The organism is Streptomyces sp. NPDC006711 (genome assembly GCF_042869775.1).
Lineage (GTDB): Bacteria > Actinomycetota > Actinomycetes > Streptomycetales > Streptomycetaceae > Streptomyces.
In genome coordinates this window covers 64,567-84,599 of sequence record NZ_JBIAGO010000010.1, presented here as the reverse complement: position 1 = coordinate 84,599, position 20,033 = coordinate 64,567, and the positions used below count along the sequence as shown (strand labels likewise).

19 protein-coding genes are annotated in these 20,033 nt (G+C 70.7%); 11 read left to right on the top strand and 8 right to left on the bottom strand.

The window, feature by feature from the left end; genetic code table 11:
• Window positions 1-42 precede the first annotated feature (42 nt).
• Both ACFYM2_RS20850 and ACFYM2_RS20845 read right to left on the bottom strand, forming a co-directional pair.
• The gene (locus ACFYM2_RS20850) at window positions 43-501 is read right to left on the bottom strand and encodes a peroxiredoxin (RefSeq protein WP_359008987.1); all 459 of its coding nucleotides are present in this window, start codon (window positions 499-501) and stop codon (window positions 43-45) included.
• Window positions 502-615: 114 nt separating this feature from the next.
• Window positions 616-1,038, bottom strand: a complete 423-nt coding sequence (locus tag ACFYM2_RS20845; protein ID WP_350230099.1) for a DUF3052 domain-containing protein — start codon at window positions 1,036-1,038, stop codon at window positions 616-618.
• 427 nt (window positions 1,039-1,465) lie between these two features.
• Here ACFYM2_RS20845 and aceE point away from each other — a divergent pair, with 427 nt between their 5' ends.
• Window positions 1,466-4,195, top strand: a complete 2,730-nt coding sequence (gene aceE / locus ACFYM2_RS20840) for a pyruvate dehydrogenase (acetyl-transferring), homodimeric type (RefSeq protein ID WP_388837931.1) — start codon at window positions 1,466-1,468, stop codon at window positions 4,193-4,195.
• Between the two features lie 542 nt (window positions 4,196-4,737).
• On the opposite strand, the gene ACFYM2_RS20835 is transcribed toward aceE, so the two are convergent.
• On the bottom strand, window positions 4,738-5,022 hold the full coding sequence (locus ACFYM2_RS20835; RefSeq protein WP_358999767.1) for a small hydrophobic protein: 285 nt from the start codon (window positions 5,020-5,022) through the stop codon (window positions 4,738-4,740).
• Window positions 5,023-5,163: 141 nt separating this feature from the next.
• Window positions 5,164-6,762, bottom strand: coding sequence for an MFS transporter (locus ACFYM2_RS20830; protein ID WP_388837928.1), 1,599 nt, complete (start codon window positions 6,760-6,762; stop codon window positions 5,164-5,166).
• Between the two features lie 194 nt (window positions 6,763-6,956).
• Here ACFYM2_RS20830 and ACFYM2_RS20825 point away from each other — a divergent pair, with 194 nt between their 5' ends.
• From ACFYM2_RS20825 to ACFYM2_RS20815, 3 genes are all read left to right on the top strand, one after another.
• Entirely contained in the window at window positions 6,957-7,610 is a 654-nt protein-coding gene (locus ACFYM2_RS20825) for a TetR family transcriptional regulator (protein WP_358999772.1), read from the top strand.
• A gap of 148 nt (window positions 7,611-7,758) precedes the next feature.
• Window positions 7,759-8,970, top strand: coding sequence for an alpha/beta hydrolase (locus tag ACFYM2_RS20820; RefSeq protein ID WP_358999775.1), 1,212 nt, complete (start codon window positions 7,759-7,761; stop codon window positions 8,968-8,970).
• 117 nt (window positions 8,971-9,087) lie between these two features.
• Entirely contained in the window at window positions 9,088-9,984 is an 897-nt protein-coding gene (locus ACFYM2_RS20815; RefSeq protein WP_388458010.1) for a DUF4429 domain-containing protein, read from the top strand.
• A gap of 61 nt (window positions 9,985-10,045) precedes the next feature.
• Here ACFYM2_RS20815 and ACFYM2_RS20810 read toward each other — a convergent pair whose 3' ends face one another.
• Both ACFYM2_RS20810 and ACFYM2_RS20805 read right to left on the bottom strand, forming a co-directional pair.
• Window positions 10,046-11,074: an aldo/keto reductase gene (locus ACFYM2_RS20810; protein ID WP_358999780.1), complete on the bottom strand. Its 1,029-nt coding sequence runs from the start codon at window positions 11,072-11,074 to the stop codon at window positions 10,046-10,048.
• A 6-nt stretch (window positions 11,075-11,080) separates the two neighbouring features.
• Window positions 11,081-11,575: a MerR family transcriptional regulator gene (locus ACFYM2_RS20805; RefSeq protein ID WP_358999782.1), complete on the bottom strand. Its 495-nt coding sequence runs from the start codon at window positions 11,573-11,575 to the stop codon at window positions 11,081-11,083.
• A gap of 169 nt (window positions 11,576-11,744) precedes the next feature.
• On the opposite strand from ACFYM2_RS20805, the gene ACFYM2_RS20800 reads away from it, so the two are divergent.
• On the top strand, window positions 11,745-12,563 hold the full coding sequence (locus ACFYM2_RS20800; protein ID WP_358999784.1) for a serine hydrolase domain-containing protein: 819 nt from the start codon (window positions 11,745-11,747) through the stop codon (window positions 12,561-12,563).
• Here the strand turns inward: ACFYM2_RS20800 and ACFYM2_RS20795 are convergent.
• Entirely contained in the window at window positions 12,550-13,209 is a 660-nt protein-coding gene (locus ACFYM2_RS20795) for a pirin family protein (protein WP_358999787.1), read from the bottom strand. The genes ACFYM2_RS20800 and ACFYM2_RS20795 overlap by 14 nt on opposite strands.
• 100 nt (window positions 13,210-13,309) lie before the next feature.
• On the opposite strand from ACFYM2_RS20795, the gene ACFYM2_RS20790 reads away from it, so the two are divergent.
• The 5 genes from ACFYM2_RS20790 (at window position 13,310) to fabF (ending at window position 18,171) form a co-directional block, all read left to right on the top strand.
• The gene (locus ACFYM2_RS20790; RefSeq protein ID WP_350230110.1) at window positions 13,310-14,506 is read left to right on the top strand and encodes a helix-turn-helix domain-containing protein; all 1,197 of its coding nucleotides are present in this window, start codon (window positions 13,310-13,312) and stop codon (window positions 14,504-14,506) included.
• Between the two features lie 89 nt (window positions 14,507-14,595).
• Window positions 14,596-15,513 (top strand): ACP S-malonyltransferase, encoded by a 918-nt coding sequence (locus tag ACFYM2_RS20785; RefSeq protein WP_358999790.1) that lies wholly within the window; start codon window positions 14,596-14,598, stop codon window positions 15,511-15,513.
• A 13-nt stretch (window positions 15,514-15,526) separates the two neighbouring features.
• On the top strand, window positions 15,527-16,522 hold the full coding sequence (locus tag ACFYM2_RS20780) for a ketoacyl-ACP synthase III (protein ID WP_358999793.1): 996 nt from the start codon (window positions 15,527-15,529) through the stop codon (window positions 16,520-16,522).
• A gap of 59 nt (window positions 16,523-16,581) precedes the next feature.
• On the top strand, window positions 16,582-16,830 hold the full coding sequence (locus tag ACFYM2_RS20775) for an acyl carrier protein (RefSeq protein ID WP_358999796.1): 249 nt from the start codon (window positions 16,582-16,584) through the stop codon (window positions 16,828-16,830).
• Between the two features lie 78 nt (window positions 16,831-16,908).
• A complete protein-coding gene (fabF, locus tag ACFYM2_RS20770) occupies window positions 16,909-18,171 on the top strand; it encodes a beta-ketoacyl-ACP synthase II (protein WP_350230114.1) in 1,263 nt (420 codons plus the stop codon).
• An 84-nt stretch (window positions 18,172-18,255) separates the two neighbouring features.
• Here the strand turns inward: fabF and ACFYM2_RS20765 are convergent, their stop codons facing one another.
• Window positions 18,256-18,750, bottom strand: coding sequence for a DUF3145 domain-containing protein (locus tag ACFYM2_RS20765; protein ID WP_350230115.1), 495 nt, complete (start codon window positions 18,748-18,750; stop codon window positions 18,256-18,258).
• Window positions 18,751-19,077: 327 nt separating this feature from the next.
• Between ACFYM2_RS20765 and ACFYM2_RS20760 the strand changes: the two genes are divergently transcribed.
• Entirely contained in the window at window positions 19,078-19,962 is an 885-nt protein-coding gene (locus ACFYM2_RS20760) for an SGNH/GDSL hydrolase family protein (RefSeq protein ID WP_388837924.1), read from the top strand.
• The last annotated feature ends 71 nt before the right edge of the window (window positions 19,963-20,033 follow it).

Sequence of the window (20,033 nt, the reverse complement as noted above, 5' to 3'; positions counted from 1 at the left end):
ACGCGTCAGGTGTCGCCCGGCCGGTCCGGCGGCGCCGCGCGCTCAGATGGTGTCGAGCGCCTTGACGTAGTCGTTCAGGTCGCGCGCGTCCGGAAGGCCGTTCACCACGCTCCAGCGGACCACACCTTCCTTGTCGATGACGAAGGTGCCGCGCACCGCGCAGCCCTTGTCCTCGTCGAAGACGCCGTACGCGCGGCTGACCTCGCCGTGCGGCCAGAAGTCGGAGACCAGCGGGTACTCCAGGCCCTCCTGCTCGGCGAAGACGCGCAGGGTGTGGATGGAGTCGTTGGAGACGGCGAGCAGCTGGGTGTCGTCGTTGACGAACTTCGGCAGGTTGTCACGCAGTTCGCACAGCTCGCCCGTGCAGACGCCGGTGAAGGCGAACGGGTAGAAGAGCAGCACCACGTTCTTCTCACCGCGGAAGTCGCTGAGCTTCACGGTCCTGCCGTGGTTGTCCTTGAGCTCGAACTCCGGGGCCTTGGTGCCGACCTCGATAGCCATCAAAACGCCTTCCCTTCACTGGGCCGATCTGGTGACACCCACCCTACGCACCCCGCCACGCCAAGGGCCCCCTCGGGCAACAGCCTGAGGGGGCCCTTGGGGCGTGAGGAGGGATCAGCGCTTGCCGGACTTCAGGCGGGTGCCCGACCAGTCCTTGGCGACGCTGACGCTCTTGGCCGGCGACAGGCCGGCGGTCTGCGCCGCGTCCTGGATGTCGCTGGGCTCGATGTATCCGTCCCGGCCGGTCTTCGGGCTCAGCAGCCAGATGGTGCCGGCGTCCTCCAGAAGACCGATGGCGTCCACCAGCGCGTCCGTAAGGTCGCCGTCCTCGTCCCGGAACCACAACAGCACGACATCGGCTGTGTCGTCATAGTCCTCGTCGACGAGATCCTGGCCAATCAGGGACTCGATGCCCTCGCGGAGATCCTGGTCGACGTCGTCGTCGTAACCGATCTCCTGGACCACCTGTCCGGGCTCGAACCCCAGCCTCATGGCCGGGTTGGTCCGCTCCTCCGCGTGGTCCGCGGTCGCGCTCACGGCTTGCCTCCTGATCTTGATTCGGTAAGTTCTCCAGCCGCGCGCGTACGCGGGGCATGGGGCGTAGTCCACACGGGCGGGACGAATCTCGCAAGTACCCGGCACCCGAACCCGCCCTTCGGGGCCCAGTGTGGCCGTGTTCAGGGACATCCGCATCCCCGCCGGTGATTCATCCCACACGCTTGGTCACTATTTGTTCCGTTCTGTTCCTCCGGGTACCCCTCTCGGGTTCGAACACCCTTCGGGAACGGATGGCCGGGTTGAGCGTAAGGTTGCGATTTGGCCCGACCCGTCCAGGCCCTGAGCCTACTTCCTGCTCCGGTGACGGTTACCTCGCGGTAGAGATGACGTTTGCGCCCCAGCGGTACACGATGGGATGCGGCGCACAATTGGCTGTCCCCGCATCCCCCGACAGTGAAGGAACAGCGTGGCTTCCGGATCCGATCGCAACCCGATCATCATTGGCGGCCTGCCGAGCCAGGTCCCGGACTTCGATCCCGAAGAGACCCAGGAGTGGCTCGACTCCCTGGACGCCGCCGTCGACGAACGCGGCCGGGAACGGGCCCGCTATCTGATGCTCCGGCTGATCGAGCGGGCGCGCGAGAAGCGCGTGGCCGTGCCCGAGATGCGCAGCTCGGACTATGTCAACACGATCGCCACCAAGGACGAGCCGTTCTTCCCCGGCAACGAGGAGATCGAGCGCAAGGTCCTCAACGCGACCCGCTGGAACGCGGCCGTGATGGTCTCCCGTGCGCAGCGCCCCGGCATCGGCGTCGGCGGCCACATCGCGACCTTCGCCTCCTCCGCCTCCCTGTACGACGTCGGCTTCAACCACTTCTTCCGCGGCAAGGAGGAGGACGGCGGCGACCAGATCTTCTTCCAGGGCCACGCCTCCCCCGGCATCTACGCCCGCGCCTACCTGCTCGACCGGCTCAGCGAGCAGCAGCTCGACGCGTTCCGCCAGGAGAAGTCGAAGGCCCCGTACGGGCTCTCCTCCTACCCGCACCCGCGGCTCATGCCGGACTTCTGGGAGTTCCCGACCGTCTCGATGGGCCTCGGCCCGCTCGGCGCGATCTACCAGGCGCGGATGAACCGTTACATGGAGGCGCGCGGCATCGCCGACACCTCCAACTCGCACGTGTGGGCCTTCCTCGGCGACGGCGAGATGGACGAGCCCGAGTCGCTGGGCCAGCTGTCCATCGCGGCCCGCGAGAACCTGGACAACCTGACCTTCGTCGTCAACTGCAACCTCCAGCGCCTCGACGGCCCGGTACGCGGCAACGGCAAGATCATCCAGGAGCTGGAGTCGCAGTTCCGCGGCGCCGGATGGAACGTCATCAAGCTGATCTGGGACCGCAGTTGGGACCCGCTGCTCGCCCAGGACCGCGACGGCATCCTGGTCAACAAGATGAACACCACGCCGGACGGCCAGTTCCAGACGTACGCCACCGAGACCGGCGCCTACATCCGTGAGCACTTCTTCGGCGACGACCACCGGCTGCGGGCCATGGTCGAGGGCATGACCGACCAGCAGATCCTGCACCTCGGGCGCGGCGGCCACGACCACAAGAAGATCTTCGCGGCGTTCGCGGCGGCCAAGGCGCACAAGGGCCAGCCGACCGTGATCCTGGCCCACACCGTCAAGGGCTGGACGCTCGGGCCCAACTTCGAGGGCCGCAACGCGACCCACCAGATGAAGAAGCTGACGGTCGACGACCTGAAGGGCTTCCGCGACCGGCTGCACATCCCGATCACGGACAAGGAGCTGGAGGGCGGCGCGCCGCCGTACTACCACCCCGGGCGCAAGTCCGAGGAGATCCAGTACATGCACGACCGCCGGCTCGGGCTCGGTGGCTATGTGCCGACGCGCGTGGTGCGCGCCAAGCCGCTGCCGCTGCCCGAGGACAAGACGTACGCGGCCGCCAAGAAGGGCTCGGGCCAGCAGTCGATCGCCACGACGATGGCGTTCGTGCGCATCCTGAAGGACCTGATGCGGGACAAGGAGATCGGCAGGCGTTTCGTGCTGATCGCGCCCGACGAGTACCGCACCTTCGGCATGGACGCGTTCTTCCCGAGCGCCAAGATCTACAACCCGCTGGGCCAGCAGTACGAGGCGGTCGACCGCGAACTCCTGCTCGCCTACAAGGAGTCGCCCACGGGCCAGATGCTGCACGACGGCATCTCCGAGGCCGGCTGCACGGCGTCCCTGATCGCCGCGGGTTCGGCGTACGCCACGCACGGCGAGCCGCTGATCCCGGTGTACGTCTTCTACTCGATGTTCGGTTTCCAGCGCACCGGCGACCAGTTCTGGCAGATGGCCGACCAGTTGGCGCGCGGATTCGTCCTCGGCGCGACCGCCGGGCGTACGACGCTGACCGGCGAGGGGTTGCAGCACGCCGACGGGCACTCGCACCTGCTGGCCTCGACCAACCCGGCCTGTGTCGCCTACGACCCGGCGTACGGCTACGAGATCGCGCACATCGTCAAGGACGGTCTGCGCCGGATGTACGGGCCCGAGAGTGAGGACGTCTTCTACTACCTCACGGTCTACAACGAGCCGATCCAGCACCCGGCCGAGCCGTCGGACGTCGACGTGGACGGCATCCTCAAGGGCATCCACCGCGTCGCCCCCGGTGCCTCGGGCGCCATCCCGGCGCAGATCATGGCGTCCGGTGTCGCCGTGCCGTGGGCCATCGAGGCGCAGCGGATCCTCGCCGAGGAGTGGAACGTACGGGCCGACGTCTGGTCGGCGACGTCCTGGAACGAGCTGCGTCGTGACGCCGTCGAGGTGGAGGAGCACAACCTGCTGCACCCCGAGGAGGAGCAGCGCGTCCCGTACGTCACGCGCAAGCTCCAGGGCGCGCAGGGGCCCTTCGTGGCCGTCTCCGACTGGATGCGGGCCGTGCCCGACCAGGTCGCGCGCTGGGTTCCCGGCACGTACCAGTCGCTCGGCGCGGACGGGTTCGGCTTCGCGGACACGCGGGGTGCGGCGCGGCGCTTCTTCCACATCGACGCGCAGTCGATCGTGCTGGCCGTGCTCACGGAGCTGGCCCGGGAGGGGAAGGTCGACCGTTCGGCGCTCAAGCAGGCGGTCGACCGGTACCGGTTGCTGGATGTGAGTGCGGCTGAGCCGGGGGTGGCGGGGGGCGACGCGTAGGCGCTCCGCTGGGGTTGCGGGGTACGGATGCGGTGCGGTGGGCGCCGGCGGGGTTGCTCCCCCGCCGGCCTCGCCCTCCGCGCGTGGCCGCCTGTAGCCACGCGTGGCTGGTTTGCGCAGTTCCCCGCGCCCCTTAATGGGTCGGACCTCGGGTGCCGGTCCGTGCGCGGTTGCTCGCGCAGTTCCCCGCGCCCCTTGAAAGGTCGGACCTCGGGTGCCGGTCCGTGCGTGGTTGCTCGCGCCGTTCCCCGCGCCCCTGGCGGGGGCGGTGCTGGCCCGCACCGGCACCCTCAGCCCGTCATGGGGGTCCCCCCTGGCCCTTAAGGCCTTGGGGGAGATTGAGGACGAGGCCGTTCAGGCCGAACGGGGTCTGGGGCGGAGCCCCAGGGGTTTTCCCTTTGCCCCCGGAGGGTTTAGGGAAGGGGTGGGGAGGGGCACCCCGGGGTCTGGGGCGGAGCCCCGGGGGCCCGGGTGCGGGTGGGCTCGCCGCGTTCCCCCTCGCCCCCGGCAGGGACGGGGTGGGCCCGGCCACCCCCAGACGCTCAGCCCACCAGCCAGACGATGGCCAGCACCGTATCGATCGCGCCCAGGATCAGAGCGACCCAGGCCGGCACCGCACCGGAGGCCCGGCGGCGCCCCATCGCCTCCCAGCCGCAGGCCATCGCCACCGGCCCCAGGACGATCGACAGGACGAAGAACCCCGCGACCGCGCAGACGAGCCCGATGATGCCCAGCGTCGCGCGGTCCGGCCCGGTCCGGGGCCACATGCGGTTCCGTGACCGGGGGGTCCTGCGCGTACGGCTCGTGTGTCCGAAGCCCGCCATCATCACTCCCTGAGGTTGTCGGCTCGGCCTCCACAGAACCGGGTACCACGCCTCGGCTCCCCCACACCCTGAACTCCCGTATGGGATAGGGGGATTAAGGGGATCGAGGCGCGCGGCGCCCGCCGGACCACCGGGCCGGCCCGGTCAGATGTGACCCGCGCCCGCACCCGCCTGCGCGTTCTCGCCGCGCTTGGTGAACATCGCGACCGCCGCCGCGAGCACCGCCACGACCCCGGCGACGGTGAACGCGGCGCTCATGCCCGACACGAACGTGTCGTGCGCGACGCCCGCGATCCTGGCCGCGATCTCCGGCGGCGTACCCGGCTTGGCCGGGCCCATGCCGACCTCGACCGCCTTGGACAGGTCGGAGGAGTCCTTGGGGCTCAGGGGCGGGAGCTTGGCGGCGGCCCAGTTCTCGGGGAGCTTGGAGGTGACCTGCGAGGACATCACCGCGCCGAGCACGGCGGTGCCGAGCGAGCCGCCCACCTGCATGCCGGCCTGCTGGAGACCGCCCGCGACGCCGGACAGCTCAAGCGGCGCGTTGCCGACGATGACCTCGGTGGCGCCGACCATCACGGGGGCCAGGCCCATGCCGAGCAGCGCGAACCAGATCGACATGGTGGCGGTGCCCGTGCCGATGGTCAGCCGGGACATGCCGAACATGGCGACGGCGGTGCAGACCATGCCGCCGACCAGCGGGATACGCGGACCGAGCTTGGTGATCAGGATGCCCGCGACGGGCGAGGCGACGATCATCATGCCGGTCAGCGGCAGCAGGTGGAGCCCGCTGTCGACGGCCGTCATGCCGTGCACGTTCTGAAGGTAGAAGGTGACGAAGAAGAGGCCGCCCATGAAGGCGAACGCCATGAGGATCATCAAGACCGTGCCCGCCGAGAGCGGGACGGAGCGGAACAGGCCGAGCGGGATCAGCGGTTCCTTGACCTTGGTCTCCCACAGTGCGAAGAGCACGAAGCAGATCACCGCGGCCGCGATGAACCCGAGGGTCTTCCCGCTGCCCCAGCCGTACTCCGAGCCCTTGATGAGGGCCCAGATCATGCAGAACATCGCGACCGAGAGGAGCAGGATGCCCAGGACGTCGAACGACTTCGGGGCGTTCTGCGCGCGGTGGTCGCGCAGGATCAGCAGGCCAAGCACCAGCGCGATCGCGCCGACCGGCACGTTGATGAAGAACACGGACTGCCAGCTGACGTGCTCGACGAGCACGCCGCCCAGGATCGGGCCGCCCGCCGTGGAGGCGCCGATGACCATGCCCCAGATGCCGATCGCCATGTTCAGCTTCTCGGCCGGGAAGGTGGCGCGCAGCAGGCCGAGCGCGGCCGGCATCAGGAGCGCGCCGAACAGGCCCTGGAGCACGCGGAAGGCGATGACGTAGGTGACGCTGTGGGACAGGCCGATGGCCCCGGACGCGGCGGCGAAGCCGACGACACCGATGAGGAAGGTCTGGCGGTGGCCGAAGCGGTCGCCGAGCTTGCCCGCGGTGATCAGCGAGACGGCCAGGGCCAGCATGTAGCCGTTGGTGATCCATTGGACGTCCTGGAGCGAGGCGTCCAGGTCGTGCTGGATGGCCGGGTTCGCGATGGCCACGATGGTGCCGTCGAGCGCGACCATCATCACGCCGATGGCCACGGCGAAGAGCGTCAGCCAGGGGTGGCCGCGCAGCCCCTTGGCCGGCGCCGGTATCTCGTCCTGCGGCGCCATTTCCACGGCGGTATGACTAGTCATGCGTTCGAGGCTAGTGTCAGCGGCTGACAGTTGACAAACCATTTCACAAGTCGGTGGCTGTCACATGGCTCACAGCTAGACTGAGCGTGCCGAATACGGCCGGATATGGCTGGGATTCGGCTGGAATGCGGTGGATATTTGGCCGGTATCCGGACCGGCCATACGACTGGCACGCGACGAAAAGAGACCCTGAAGTGACGGTGGAGCAGCGGCCGGTGGCGCCCTCGGGCGGCCTGCGCGAGCTGAAGAAGCAGCGCACCCGCGACGCCCTGCTGCGGGTGGCCCTCGAACTGTTCACGACCCAGGGGTACGAGCGGACGACCATCGACGAGATCGCCGAAGCGGTCGACGTCTCGCAGCGCACGTTCTTCCGCTACTTCGCCAACAAGGAGGCCGTGGTCTTCGCCGCCCAGTCCACCGTGGAGGGGCACTTCATCGACGCGCTGCGCGAACGGCCGCCCGGGGAGGGCCCGTTCACCGCGATGCGCCGTTCGGTGCTCTCGGCCTGGGACACCATCGAGGAGCGCCTGTCCCCCGTGGTGCCGGTCACCCTCTACATGCGTACGTACCAGGTGATCGAGTCGACCCCCGCGCTGCTCGCCGTCCATCTGCGCCGCTCGGTGGAGCTGGAGGAGCACATCGCGCGCCTGATCGCCGAGCGCGAGGGCCTGGACGTGGACGCCGACCCCAGGCCCCGGGTGGCGGTGGCCGCCTTCACCGGGGTGATGCGGGTGGCCGGCTGTCTCTGGGGGAAGGGCGAGGACATGAGCGTGGCGGCGATCCGCGAGCTCACCTGCGCCTACATGGATCACCTCGGCCCCGCCCTCGCCGACGACTGGCGCTCCTGACGCGAAGGGGGCGCGGCGGGGCCGGCGGCGCCCGCGCCGTACGGAGCGTGCGCCCGCGCGCGCTCTTGGTGAGGCCACGCCGAGTTCAAACGTGATCTGAGTCACTGTCGGTACGAGGGGCCTCCTGGGTCTCTTAATGTGGTCCGCAGTGACTTCCTTCGACTCCTCCCCCACGCTGAACGCCTGGCGCGCGCTGCTCGCGCTCGCCGTCGTGTTCGTCATGCTCGCGACCTCCGGCTGGACGGCGATCCGCGGCCACGCCGACGACTCCGCGCCTCGCGCCAAAGCCCTCGCGGCCTGGGCGCGGGGCACGATAGAGGGCCACAAGCTGCCCGGTGCCGACGGCACCGCGCAGCAGCTCGCGCACTTCTTCGGCACGCTCACCTCCCACGAGCGCGACGAGCTGGCCGACCGCTACCCGCTGGTCGTGGGCAACCTGAACGGCGCCCCCGTATCCCTGCGCTACCGCGCCAACCGGGCCGCGCTCACCGAGGCCCGCGCCGTCGAGCAGAAACGCACGGTCGATCCCAGGCTCTCCGCCGACGGCCGCCAGGACGCGAACCGACGGATGCGCCGGTTCGCGTCACTGCTCGACGACGACCGCCAGATCCTCGCCTTCGACCCCTCCGACACCGGCCGGGTCGCGGAGGTCTTCGGTGATCTGGACCACGCCGAGCGGGTCTCGGTGATCGTCCCCGGGGTCGACACCAACGTCTTGACCTTCGAGAAGTCCAGCCGCAAGAACACCGCCCCGGTCGGCATGGCCGAGTCCCTGTACGCGGCCGAGCAGGCCGCCTCGCCCGGCACCAGAACCGCCGTGATCGCCTGGGCCGACTACACGGCGCCGGTCGGGCTCGGCATCGACGCGGCGATCGGCAGGCTGGCCGAAGAGGGCGCGGTACGCCTTTCCGCCATGGTGCGGGCGCTGCCGGGGACCTCGCGGGTCGAGCTGTTCTGCCACAGCTACGGCTCCGTGGTGTGCGGGGTCTCCACCCGTGCACTGCCGTCCCGCGTCAGTGACATCGCGGTGGCGGGCAGCCCCGGCATGCGGGTGCGCGACGCCGCGCAGCTGGGCACCTCGGCCCAGGTCTGGGCGATGCGCGACAAGGACGACTGGATCCAGGACGTGCCGTACCTGGACGTCGCGGGCCTCGGCCACGGCGCGGACCCGGTCTCGGCCGCCTTCGGCGCCCGCGTCATGTCGGCTGCCGGAGCGATCGGCCACACCGGCTATTTCGAGCCCGGCACCCGCAGCCTCGCCAACTTCGCCGCCATCGGAGTTGGCGCGTACCAGGCGGTCGGCTGCGCCGCCGCCGACGCCGACTGCTCCAGCGGAATGTCCGTCCGGTCCGCGGCTTGACGGACGCGACGGCGGGCGGACACGCGTAGACGACGCGGGTCGTCCCGTGCGGCGGGGCGAGGACGGGGTTTTCTCGGAGGGGGGACGCGGGGGCCCGCGCCGCCTACGATGAGGCGCATGGGTGATGTGCTGGCCGGAATTCATGCCACCTGGGAGTTCGGGACCGACTCCGTGCTCATCCGCTTCGAACGGGGGATCCGCGCGCCGAAGCTCTTCCAGGCGCTGCGGGAACGACGCATCCCCTACGAGGCGTTGGAGTCGGTGACGCTCCGCCCGGGCAAACGCGGCACGGTGGTGCTGCACGCGGTGCCGAGACCTGGCGCCGATCCGCTGATGGAAGCCGCCGCCGGCCAGCTCAAGGAGTCCTGTGACCCCTACCGCCTGGTGCTGCCGGCCGAGCGCGAGATGCTGGCCGAGTACTACGCCGACGAACTGCGCTCCTCCTTGGTGGCACACGCCGGTGACACGGCCGAACGTCATCTGGTGGCGGCGCCCGAGGCCCCGCTGAGCTTCAAGGCGTACGACGGCCGGGCCGGCTTCGACGGCAAGCAGGTCACCTTCCGCTGGTTCTGGACGGGCGCCTCCTCGGAGAAGTGGAAGGCCGGCGACCAGACCTTCCCCGTCGCCCGGCTCGGCGGCGTCGAATGGCGCTCCCCCGAGGTCTTCGACGGACATCTGCGGCTGCTGCCGCGCGCGACGGACGGGACGGAAGGTTTCGCCGGACCCGCCGACCGCGATCCGGCATCCGTGGTCTTCGGCCTCGGCTACGGCCCGGTGCACGAGTCGCTGCCCTTCGCCGCCGCGGTCCTGGCGGCCGTGCGGGGCGGCGGTGCCGGTGGGGCGGGTGGGGCAGGCCTCTCGATCCCGCACCAGATCGTCCCGGTCCCGGCGGACCGGCGCGACCCCGCGGACATCGCGGAACGCATCCGCCACCTCGGGGACCTGCACCGGGCGGGCCTGGTGACGGACGACGAGTTCAGCGCGAAGAAGGCGGAGCTCCTGGCGGAGCTGTAGGCGGCAAGATCCTTACGGGGCTGTAGCCAGGAGCCAGGAGTCCGGGGTGGCGGCGGGCGGCCTACTGCTCGCGGGCCGCCGAGGTGGACGACATGTCCGGGTAGCGGTCGCCCGCCACCTGCCCGGCGATGGGTTCAAGCAGCGCCAGCTCCTCGGCGCTCAAGGTGATGCGGGTGGCGCCGGTGTTCTCCAGGAGGCGGCCGCGCTTGCGGGTACCGGGGATCGGTACGACGGTCAGGCCGTGCACCTGGGCCCGCTGCTGCACCCAGGCCAGCGCGATCTGCGCGGTCGTCGCGCCGTGCGCCGCCGCGATCTTGTGCAGCGGTTCGAGCAGGGCCGCGTTGGCGGCGGCGTTGTCACCGGTGAAGCGGGGCTGGTGCCTGCGGAAGTCGCCGTCGGCCAAGTCCTTGCCCGCGTCGGCGAACGCGCCGGTCAGAAAGCCGCGGCCCAGCGGCGAGTACGGCACGAAGGTGACGCCGAGTTCGGCCGCGGCCGGCACGGCGCTGCGCTCGACGTCGCGGCTGAAGACCGACCACTCCGACTGGAGCGCGGTGATGGGGTGCACGGCGTGCGCCTCGCGCAGTTCGGCGCCGGTGACCTCGCTCAGGCCCAGGTGCTTGACCTTGCCCTCCCGTACCAGCTCGGCCATCGCGCCGACGGACTCCGCGAGCGGCACCTCGGGGTTGCGGCGGTGCATGTAGTAGAGGTCGATGACCTCGATGTCCAGGCGGCGCAGGCTCGCCTCGACGGCCTTCTTGATGTAGGCCGGGCTGTTGTTGATGCCCCGGTAGTGCGGGTCGTCGGCGCGGCGCTCGATGGCGAACTTGGTGGCCAGGGTCACCTCGTCGCGGTGGGCGGCGAGGAAGGGCGCGAGGAAGCGTTCGTTGGCGCCGGAGCCGTAGACGTCGGCGGTGTCGATGAGGGTGACGCCCGCCTCGACGGTCGCCTCCAGGGTGTCGCGCGCGGCGGCCTCGTCGGTGTCGCCGTAGAACTCGCTGATGCCCATGGCGCCGAAGCCCTGGACACCGATCATCGGCCCGTCGGCGCCGAGCCGTACGGTGCTGATCTTCTCAACCGGGTTCTCGCTCATGGGGGTTCAGGCCCTTTCCGACGCCGGGAAGGCGTCCGCTTCGGACGCCCTGCGGGCGTCCGCGTAGAAGTCGATCTTGTAGTCGAGTACGGCGAGCGTGTCCTGGAGCTCCGCCATGCGCGCGATGACGTCGCGCCGGGTCTGCTCGAGGAGCTCCTGGCGCTCCTCGAAGGTGTGCGCTCCCTCGCGGACGAGTTCGGCGTAGCGGACCATGCTCGCGACCGGCATGCCGGTCAGGCGGAGCTTGCCGACGAAGGCCAGCCAGGTCAGGTCCTTGTTGCTGAACCTGCGCTGCCCGGTGTGCGAGCGGTCCACGTGCGGCATCAGGCCGATGCGTTCGTACCAGCGCAAGGTGTGCGCGGTGAGTCCGGTGCACGCCACCACTTCGCTGATGGTGTAGCGGTCCTGGCCGTCGGGGCGGGGGTGGGGCGGTTCCGTCGCGCACAGCCCCTGCCGGACCCGTGCCGCGACCTTCACCGCCGTGCTGTCGATCACCGTCATGACCTCCACGCTAGGACCTTGGAGTGCACTCCAAGCAAGCGATTTGGGCCCCGGATCCTCCCGCGTGCCTCCGCTCGCCTCCACCGCACACCGCCCGGGCGCTCGCGGCAACCGGACGGAGCCCGACGCGGGCGCGTCGGGCGCTGGGGCGCGGGCTAGGCTCGTACGCATGGAGAGCCTGCGGATCATAGAGACCTGGCCCGTGCCCACCGCCGCGGCGGCGGTGGTGCGGGCGGACGGAACACTGGCCGGCGCGCACGGAACGGTGTCCCACCGGTTCCCGCTGGCCTCCGTCACCAAGCCGCTCGCCGCCTACGCGGCCCTCGTCGCGTACGAGGAGGGCGCCATCGAGCTCGACGAGCCGGCCGGGCCCGCCGGCGCCACCGTACGGCACCTGCTCGCGCACACCTCCGGCCTCGCCTTCGACGAGCACCGCGTGATGGCGCCCCCCGGTGATCGCCGGCTGTACTCCAACGCGGGCTTCGAGGTCCTGGGCGACCACATCGCCAAGCAGTCGGGCATCCCCTTCGCCGACTACGTCCGTCAGGCCGTGTTCGCGCCGCTCGGCATGGACGCGAGCAGCGTGGAGGGCTCCCCGGCCAAGGACGGCGTCTCCACCGTCGAAGACCTCGCGAAGTTCGCGGCGGAACTCCAGGCGCCCCGGCTGCTGCACCCGGCCACGGTCGCCGAGGCCACGCACGTGCAGTACCCGGGCCTCAAGGGCGTGCTGCCCGGCTACGGCCACCAGAACCCCAACGACTGGGGGCTCGGCTTCGAGATCCGGGGCGCCAAGTCCCCGCACTGGACCGGCAGTTCGTCCTCGCCGCGCACCTTCGGCCACTTCGGCCAGGCCGGTACGTTCCTGTGGTGCGACCCGGACGCGGGCCTGGCCTGCGTCGCCCTGACCGACCGCGCTTTCGGGCCCTGGGCGGCCGAGGTGTGGCCGGTGTTCACCGACGCGGTGCTCGCCGAGTTCACCCGGAGCTGAGCTCCCACAGCAGCACTTCGGCGGCGTCCTCGGCCACCAGGTCCAGGCCGCCGGCGGCGCTGATCCGCGCGGAGTCGCCCGGCGCCAGCACGTCCTGCGCCAGGCGCACGCGACCGCGCACGACATGGACGTACACGCCCGGCGCGTCGGGCACCTCGGTGCGCGCGCCGGGCGCGAGGCGCCGCACGTGGAGCATGGCCCCCGCCGGGCGGACCGCGTACGGCGTGGAGTCCGCGACGGCGCGCACGACGTCGTAGGCGGGGACGCCGCCGGGCTCGGCCGGGGCGAGCCACATCTGGAGGAAGACCAGCGGCTGTACGCCCTCGTTGCGCTCCTCGTGCCGCACGCCGGCCGCCGAGCTCAGCCACTGCACGTCTCCCGGGCGCACCCGCGTGGTGTGGCCCGCCGAGTCGCGGTGGGTGAGCTCACCCTCGATCACCCAGGTCACGATCTCGGTGTGGCTGTGCGGATGCTCGTCGAAGCCCGCGCCGGGCGCGAGCCGTTCCTCGTTGCACGCGAGCACCGGCCCGAAGCGCAGGTTGTCCGGGTCGTAGAAGCGGCCGAAGGAGAAGGCGTGCAGGGACTCGATGCCGGCGTCCGCTTCCCCGCCCGGGTAGCGCTCGTCGCCGCGCCTGACTGAAATCACGCCCACCACGGTAGACCCGGCGGCGCCGGCCCGAGCCGTTTGTCACCCGGACTCACCCCGGCCCGGCGCGGAGGGTTGCCGATAAGGCACTCTTGTCCCCGTGCCAGCACCCGATCCCGAACACCCCGCGAAGAATGCCCATCCGCACGCGGCGACCCTCAAACGCCTGGAGCAGTCCTCGGGACGGCTCGCGGCGAACGCGATCGCCCGCATGGACGCGACGTTGCCGTGGTACCGGGCGATGCCGCCGGAGAACCGCTCCTGGATCGGTCTGGTCGCCCAGGCCGGCATCGCGGCCTTCACCGAGTGGTTCCGGCATCCCGAGACGCCCCAGGCGATCTCGACCGACGTCTTCGGCACCGCCCCGCGCGAACTGACCCGGGCCATCACCCTGCGCCAGACCGTGGAGATGGTGCGCACCACCATCGAGGTCATGGAGACCGCGATCGACGAGGTCGCGGCGCCGGGCGACGAGTCGATCCTGCGTGAGGCGCTGCTCGTGTACGCCCGCGAGATCGCCTTCGCCACGGCCCAGGTGTACGCGCAGGCCGCCGAGGCGCGCGGCGCCTGGGACGCGCGGCTCGAATCCCTTGTGGTCAACGCGGTGCTCTCCGGTGAAGCGGACGAGGGCGCCGTGTCCAGGGCCGCGGCCCTCGGCTGGAATTCGCCCGAGCACGTGTGCGTGGTGCTCGGTACGGCGCCCGACGGCGACAGCGAGCTGACCGTGGAGGCGATCCGGCGGGCGGCGCGGCACACCAAGCTCCAGGTGCTCACCGGGGTGCTCGGTGACCGTCTGGTGGTCATCGCGGGCGGCAGCGACAATCCGCTCCAGGTGGCGAAGGGTCTGATCGGGCCCTATGCCGCGGGCCCCGTGGTGGCCGGGCCCATCGTGCCCGACCTGCTGGCCGCGACCCGGTCCGCGCAGGCGGCGGCCGCGGGACTGAAGGCGTGCTCGGCCTGGCAGGACGCGCCGAGGCCGGTCCTCGCGGACGATCTGCTGCCGGAGCGCGCGATCGCCTCCGATCCTGCCGCGCGCGAGCAGTTGGTGGAGGAGATCTACAGACCGCTGGAAGAGGCGGGCTCGGCGCTCCTGGAAACCCTGAGTGTCTATCTGGAGCAGGCGAGCAGCCTCGAGGGCGCCGCCCGGATGTTGTTCGTCCACCCCAATACCGTCCGCTACCGGCTGCGACGTGTGACGGACGTCACCGGATGGTCACCCTCCGATGTGCGCTCCGCGTTCACGCTGCGGATCGCGCTGATCCTGGGGCGCCTGGCCGACGGAGATTCACAGTCCTAGACTTTTGTCGGACACCCACAATTCCCCCGACGGTTCTTCGTCCCTGTCCCCACGGGCGTACGGAGCCGTCCACAAGAGAGAGTGTGAGAGTGCTCGTACTCGTCGCTCCCGGCCAAGGCGCTCAGACGCCCGGCTTCCTGACCCCCTGGCTCGAACTGCCCGGCGCCGCCGACCGGCTCGCCGGATGGTCGGACGCCATCGGTCTCGACCTCGTCCACTACGGCACGCAGGCGGACGCCGACGCGATCCGTGACACCGCCGTGGCCCAGCCCCTGCTGGTCGCCGCCGGTCTGCTGGCCGCCTCGGCGCTGGGTGAGGTCTCCCCGGGCGCCGTCGCGGGGCACAGCGTGGGCGAGATCACCGCCACCGCCATCGCGGGCGTCCTGTCGGACGAGGCCGCGCTGGGCTTCGTGCGCAAGCGTGGTCTGGGCATGGCCAAGGCCGCCGCCGTCACGCCGACCGGCATGGCCGCGCTGCTCGGCGGCGCGCCCGATGACGTGCTGCCGCACCTGGAGAAGCTGGGTCTGACGCCGGCCAACGTGAACGGCGCGGGCCAGATCGTGGCCGCGGGCACCGCCGAGCAGCTGGCCGCGCTGGAGGCCGACAAGCCCGAGGGCGTGCGCAAGGTGGTGGCCCTCAAGGTCGCCGGAGCCTTCCACACCCACCACATGGCCCCGGCCGTGGCGGAGCTGGCCGAGGCCGCGAAGTCGCTCGACATCGCGCAGCCGCGCCTGACCTACGTCTCCAACGCGGACGGCCAGGCCGTGGCGAGCGGCCAGGACATCGTGGCCCGCCTGGTCAACCAGGTCTCCAGTCCGGTCCGTTGGGACCGGTGCATGGAGACCTTCACCGAGCTGGGCGCGACGGCGCTGATCGAGCTGTGCCCGGGCGGCACCCTGACCGGCCTCGCCAAGCGCGCGATGCCCGGCGTCAAGACCCTCGCCCTGAAGACCCCCGCCGACCTCGACGCGGCTCGCGCGGTCATCGCCGAGCACGCATCCGCCTGAGGAGCGAAGAGCCATGTCGAAGATCCGGCCCAGCAAGGGCGCTCCGTACGCCCGCGTCCTGGGCGTCGGCGGCTACCGTCCGGTGCGTGTGGTGCCCAACGAGGTGATCCTGGAGACGATCGACTCCTCCGACGAGTGGATCCGCTCGCGCTCCGGCATCGCCACCCGCCACTGGGCCTCCGCCGAGGAGACCGTGGCCGCGATGTCGATCGAGGCCTCGGGCAAGGCGATCGCCAACGCCGGGATCGACGCCGCCCAGATCGGCGGTGTGATCGTCTCCACCGTCTCGCACTTCAAGCAGACCCCGGCCGTGGCGACGGAGATCGCCGACAAGCTGGGCACGGGCAAGGCGGCCGCCTTCGACATCTCGGCCGGCTGCGCGGGCTTCGGCTACGGTCTGACCCTGGCCAAGGGCATGATCGTCGAGGGTTCGGCCGAGTATGTGCTGGTCATCGGCGTGGAGCGGCTGAGCGACCTGACCGACCTCGAGGACCGCGCGACGGCGTTCCTGTTCGGGGACGGCGCGGGCGCTGTCGTGGTGGGCCCGTCGGACGAGCCGGCCATCGGCCCCACGATCTGGGGTTCCGAGGGCGACAAGTCGGAGACCATCAAGCAGACCGTGCCGTGGACCGAGTACGACAGCTCGGGCAAGTTCCCCGCCATCACGCAGGAGGGCCAGGCGGTCTTCCGCTGGGCCGTGTACGAGATGGCGAAGGTCGCCCAGCAGGCGCTGGACGCGGCCGGGATCAGCCCGGACGACCTGGACGTCTTCATTCCGCACCAGGCCAACATGCGGATCATCGACTCGATGGTGAAGACTCTCAAGCTGCCGGACCACGTCACGGTCGCCCGTGACGTGGAGACCACCGGCAATACCTCGGCCGCCTCGATTCCGCTCGCGATGGAGCGGCTTCTGGCGACCGGACAGGCGAAGAGCGGCGACACCGCGCTCGTCATCGGCTTCGGGGCGGGTCTCGTGTACGCCGCGACGGTCGTTACCCTCCCCTAGGCACTCCGGATCTTCCGGAAGCCCGTAATTCGAAGCATTAACACCGAAGGAGCGCCAACATGGCCGCCACGCAGGAAGAGATCCTCGAGGGTCTCGCCGAGATCGTCAACGAGATCGCCGGCATCCCGGTTGAGGACGTCGAGCTGAACAAGTCCTTCACCGACGACCTGGACGTCGACTCGCTGTCCATGGTCGAGGTCGTCGTCGCCGCCGAAGAGCGCTTCGAGGTCAAGATCCCGGACGAGGACGTCAAGAACCTCAAGACGGTCGGCGACGCCACCGAGTACATCCTGAAGCACCAGGCCTGATTCAGGACCTGAATTCGGGCCGCCACCCAGCGGTGGCGCCGCTGATTCACGCCCCTTACACACGTGGAGAAATTTCCTGTGAGCTCGACCAATCGCACCGTGGTCGTCACCGGTATCGGCGCAACCACACCGCTGGGTGGCGACACCGCCTCAACCTGGGAAGGTCTGCTGGCGGGACGCTCCGGTGTCCGTGCCCTAGAGGGTGAGCGCTTCGCCGAACTGCCGGTCAGGATCGCGGCCCCGGCCGCGGTCGACCCCGGTGAGGTGCTGCCCCGCCCGCTGGCCCGCAAGCTGGACCGCTCGGCGCAGTTCGCGCTGATCGCGGCCAAGGAGGCCTGGGCGGACGCGGGCTTCACCGCGCCGGCGGGCGAGGAGTCCGGCCTCGCGCCGGAACGGCTCGGCACGGTCATCGCGTCGGGCATCGGCGGCGTCACCACCCTGCTCGACCAGTACGACGTGCTCAAGGAGAAGGGCGTACGCCGCGTCTCCCCGCACACCGTGCCCATGCTCATGCCCAACGGCCCCTCGGCCAACGTGGGCCTGGAGGTCAACGCCCGCGCGGGCGTGCACACCCCCGTCTCCGCGTGCGCCTCGGGCGCCGAGGCCATCGGGTACGCCGTCGAGATGATCCGCACCGGCCGCGCCGACGTGGTGGTCGCGGGCGGCACCGAGGCGGCCATCCACCCGCTGCCCATCGCGGCGTTCGCCAACATGATGGCGATGTCCAAGAACAACGACCACCCCGAGCAGGCCTCGCGCCCCTACGACAAGGCCCGTGACGGCTTCGTCCTGGGCGAGGGCGCCGGCGTCGTGGTCCTGGAGTCCGCCGAGCACGCGGCCAAGCGTGGCGCCCGGGTGTACTGCGAGGTGCTGGGCCAGGGTCTTTCGGCCGACAGCCACCACATCGCGCAGCCCGAGCCGACCGGCCGGGGCGTCGCCGCCGCGGTGCGGAACCTGCTCGACTCCACCGACCTCAAGCCGTCCGAGGTGGTCCACCTCAACGCGCACGCCACCTCCACGCCGCAGGGTGACATCGCCGAGATCAAGGCGCTGCGCAAGGTGCTCGGCGACGACCTGGACCACGTGGCGATCTCCGCGACGAAGTCCATGACCGGCCATCTGCTCGGCGGCGCGGGCGGCATCGAGACCGTCGCCACCGTCCTGGCCCTGCACCACCGCGTGGCGCCGCCGACCATCAACGTCGACGAACTCGACGACGAGGTCGACGCGGCCCTGGTGAGCAGTGAGCCCCGCAAGCTGCCCGAGGGTTCGATCTCCGCGATCAACAACTCGTTCGGCTTCGGCGGCCACAACGTGGTGCTCGCCTTCCGCTCGGTCTGAGCGCGTTCCGTACAAGCGCGTTCCGTACACGTGTGAAAGGGCCCCACCCTGTGGCGGGGCCCTTTCGCGTACGCGGGTGTGGCGTCAGACGACCTGGTGCAGCCAGCGCACCGGGGCGCCCTCTCCCGCGTAGCGGAAGGGCTCCAGTTCATCGTCCCAGGGCTTGCCGAGCAGCTTGGCGATCTCGGCCTCCAGGACGGTCTCGCCCTGCGCGGAGCGGGCGAGCGCGGCGCGCAGCCGGTCCTCCGGGATCAGGATGTCGCCGTGCATGCCGGTCACGGCGTGGAAGATGCCGAGGTCGGGCGTGGCGCTGTAGCGCTCGCCCTCGGCGGTGGCGCACGGCTCGGCCGTCACCTCGAAGCGCAGCAGGTGCCAGCCGCGCAGCGCGGAGGCGAGCTTGGAGGCCGTGCCGGGTTCGCCGCGCCAGGAGAACTCGGCTCTCCAGGTGCCGGGCGAGGCGGGCTGGCGGATCCAGTCGAGCTGGACGCGCACCCCCAGGACGCCGGCCACGGCCCATTCGACGTGCGGGCACAGCGCGCGCGGGGCTGAGTGGACGTAGAGAACTCCACGTGTCGTCACCGGGACCTCCAGTGCGGTTCGAGGTTCGCCTTCCCCAGCGGCCTCGCGCCCCTGCCGTTCCCGGTCAGGACAGCACCTGACATTCTGCCCCTGGGTTCAACAGTAAACAGCATCGGGAGCTAATCTCCTGAAAAGGGACAGTATGTGACGTGATGTAATGTACCGGAGCCGTCTGGCGTGGTTCCTCTGGCTGGACGGGCCCAAGCTACCGCGCTGAGCCCTGCCAAGGGTGTCGTAATGTCGGTCGGGGCGTCTTCGAACACGAAGCTTTCACCCGCGAGGACGCCGCGAGAACCGCACGACCACCGCACGGAGGGGGACCGGGACATGCCGGACAGCCGCCAGGGCCGTCGCACGCCCGCCATGGCCGCCCTGCTCGCGGCGGCCGCGCTCGCGCTGACCGCCGGCTGCGAGTCCGGTGGCCCCACCGGAGCGGGCCCCGCCGCCTCGAAAAAGCCGTCGCCCACGCCGTCGCCCGCCTGGAACCGCAGCCCCCGCTCGATAGCCGCCGTGGGTGACTCGATCACCCGCGGTTTCGACGCCTGTACGGTGCTCGCCGACTGCCCCGAGGTCTCCTGGGCGACGGGCAGCGACACCCAGGTCGACTCCCTCGCGACGCGGCTGCTGGGGCCATCGGCGCCCACCCACAGCTGGAACTACGCCAAGACCGGGGCCAGGATGGCCGACCTGCCCGGGCAGATGACGCGGGCCGCGGCCGAACATCCCGGCCTGGTCACGGTGATGACCGGCGCGAACGACGCGTGCCGCGACGATGTGGCGGCCATGACGCCGGTCGCCGCCTTCCGTACGGACTTCGTGAAGGCGCTTGGTGAACTGCGTGCGGTCTCGCCCCAGTCCCAGGTGTACGTGGCGAGTGTGCCCGATCTGAAGCGGCTGTGGTCCACGGGGCGGGGCAGTCCGCTGGGCAAGCAGATCTGGAAGCTCGGCATCTGTCAGTCGATGCTGGCGGACGCGGATGATCTGGGGGCGGGGGCGGTCGCTCGGCGGGAGGCCGTCTACGACCGGGTCGTGGCGTACAACCAGGTCCTCAAGGACGTGTGCCTGCGGGACCGGGCGTGCCGTTACGACGGCGGGGCGGTCTTCTCCTATTCCTTCTCCGGGGCTCAGCTCAGCCCCTGGGACTGGTTCCATCCCAGCAAGGACGGGCAGGCGCGGTTGGCCGAGCTCGCGTACGCGAGGGTCACGGCGTGAGCGTGCGCCGGGGTCACGCCGTCGGGGCTCCGCCCCGAACCCCGGTGGGCCCCACCCCGCCCCTTCCCTAA

Excerpts from the sequence above, each read along its gene's own strand:
- ACFYM2_RS20775 (WP_358999796.1), top strand. The coding sequence starts at position 16,582 with ATGGCCGCCACGCAGGAAGAGATCCTCGAGGGTCTCGCCGAGATCGTC.
- ACFYM2_RS20800 (WP_358999784.1), top strand. The coding sequence starts at position 11,745 with ATGGAGAGCCTGCGGATCATAGAGACCTGGCCCGTGCCCACCGCCGCG.
- ACFYM2_RS20810 (WP_358999780.1), bottom strand. The coding sequence starts at position 11,074 with ATGAGCGAGAACCCGGTTGAGAAGATCAGCACCGTACGGCTCGGCGCC.
- ACFYM2_RS20850 (WP_359008987.1), bottom strand. The coding sequence starts at position 501 with ATGGCTATCGAGGTCGGCACCAAGGCCCCGGAGTTCGAGCTCAAGGAC.
- ACFYM2_RS20815 (WP_388458010.1), top strand. The coding sequence starts at position 9,088 with ATGGGTGATGTGCTGGCCGGAATTCATGCCACCTGGGAGTTCGGGACC.
- ACFYM2_RS20835 (WP_358999767.1), bottom strand. The coding sequence starts at position 5,022 with ATGATGGCGGGCTTCGGACACACGAGCCGTACGCGCAGGACCCCCCGG.
- ACFYM2_RS20780 (WP_358999793.1), top strand. The coding sequence starts at position 15,527 with ATGTCGAAGATCCGGCCCAGCAAGGGCGCTCCGTACGCCCGCGTCCTG.
- ACFYM2_RS20830 (WP_388837928.1), bottom strand. The coding sequence starts at position 6,762 with ATGACTAGTCATACCGCCGTGGAAATGGCGCCGCAGGACGAGATACCG.
- ACFYM2_RS20805 (WP_358999782.1), bottom strand. The coding sequence starts at position 11,575 with ATGACGGTGATCGACAGCACGGCGGTGAAGGTCGCGGCACGGGTCCGG.
- ACFYM2_RS20760 (WP_388837924.1), top strand. The coding sequence starts at position 19,078 with ATGCCGGACAGCCGCCAGGGCCGTCGCACGCCCGCCATGGCCGCCCTG.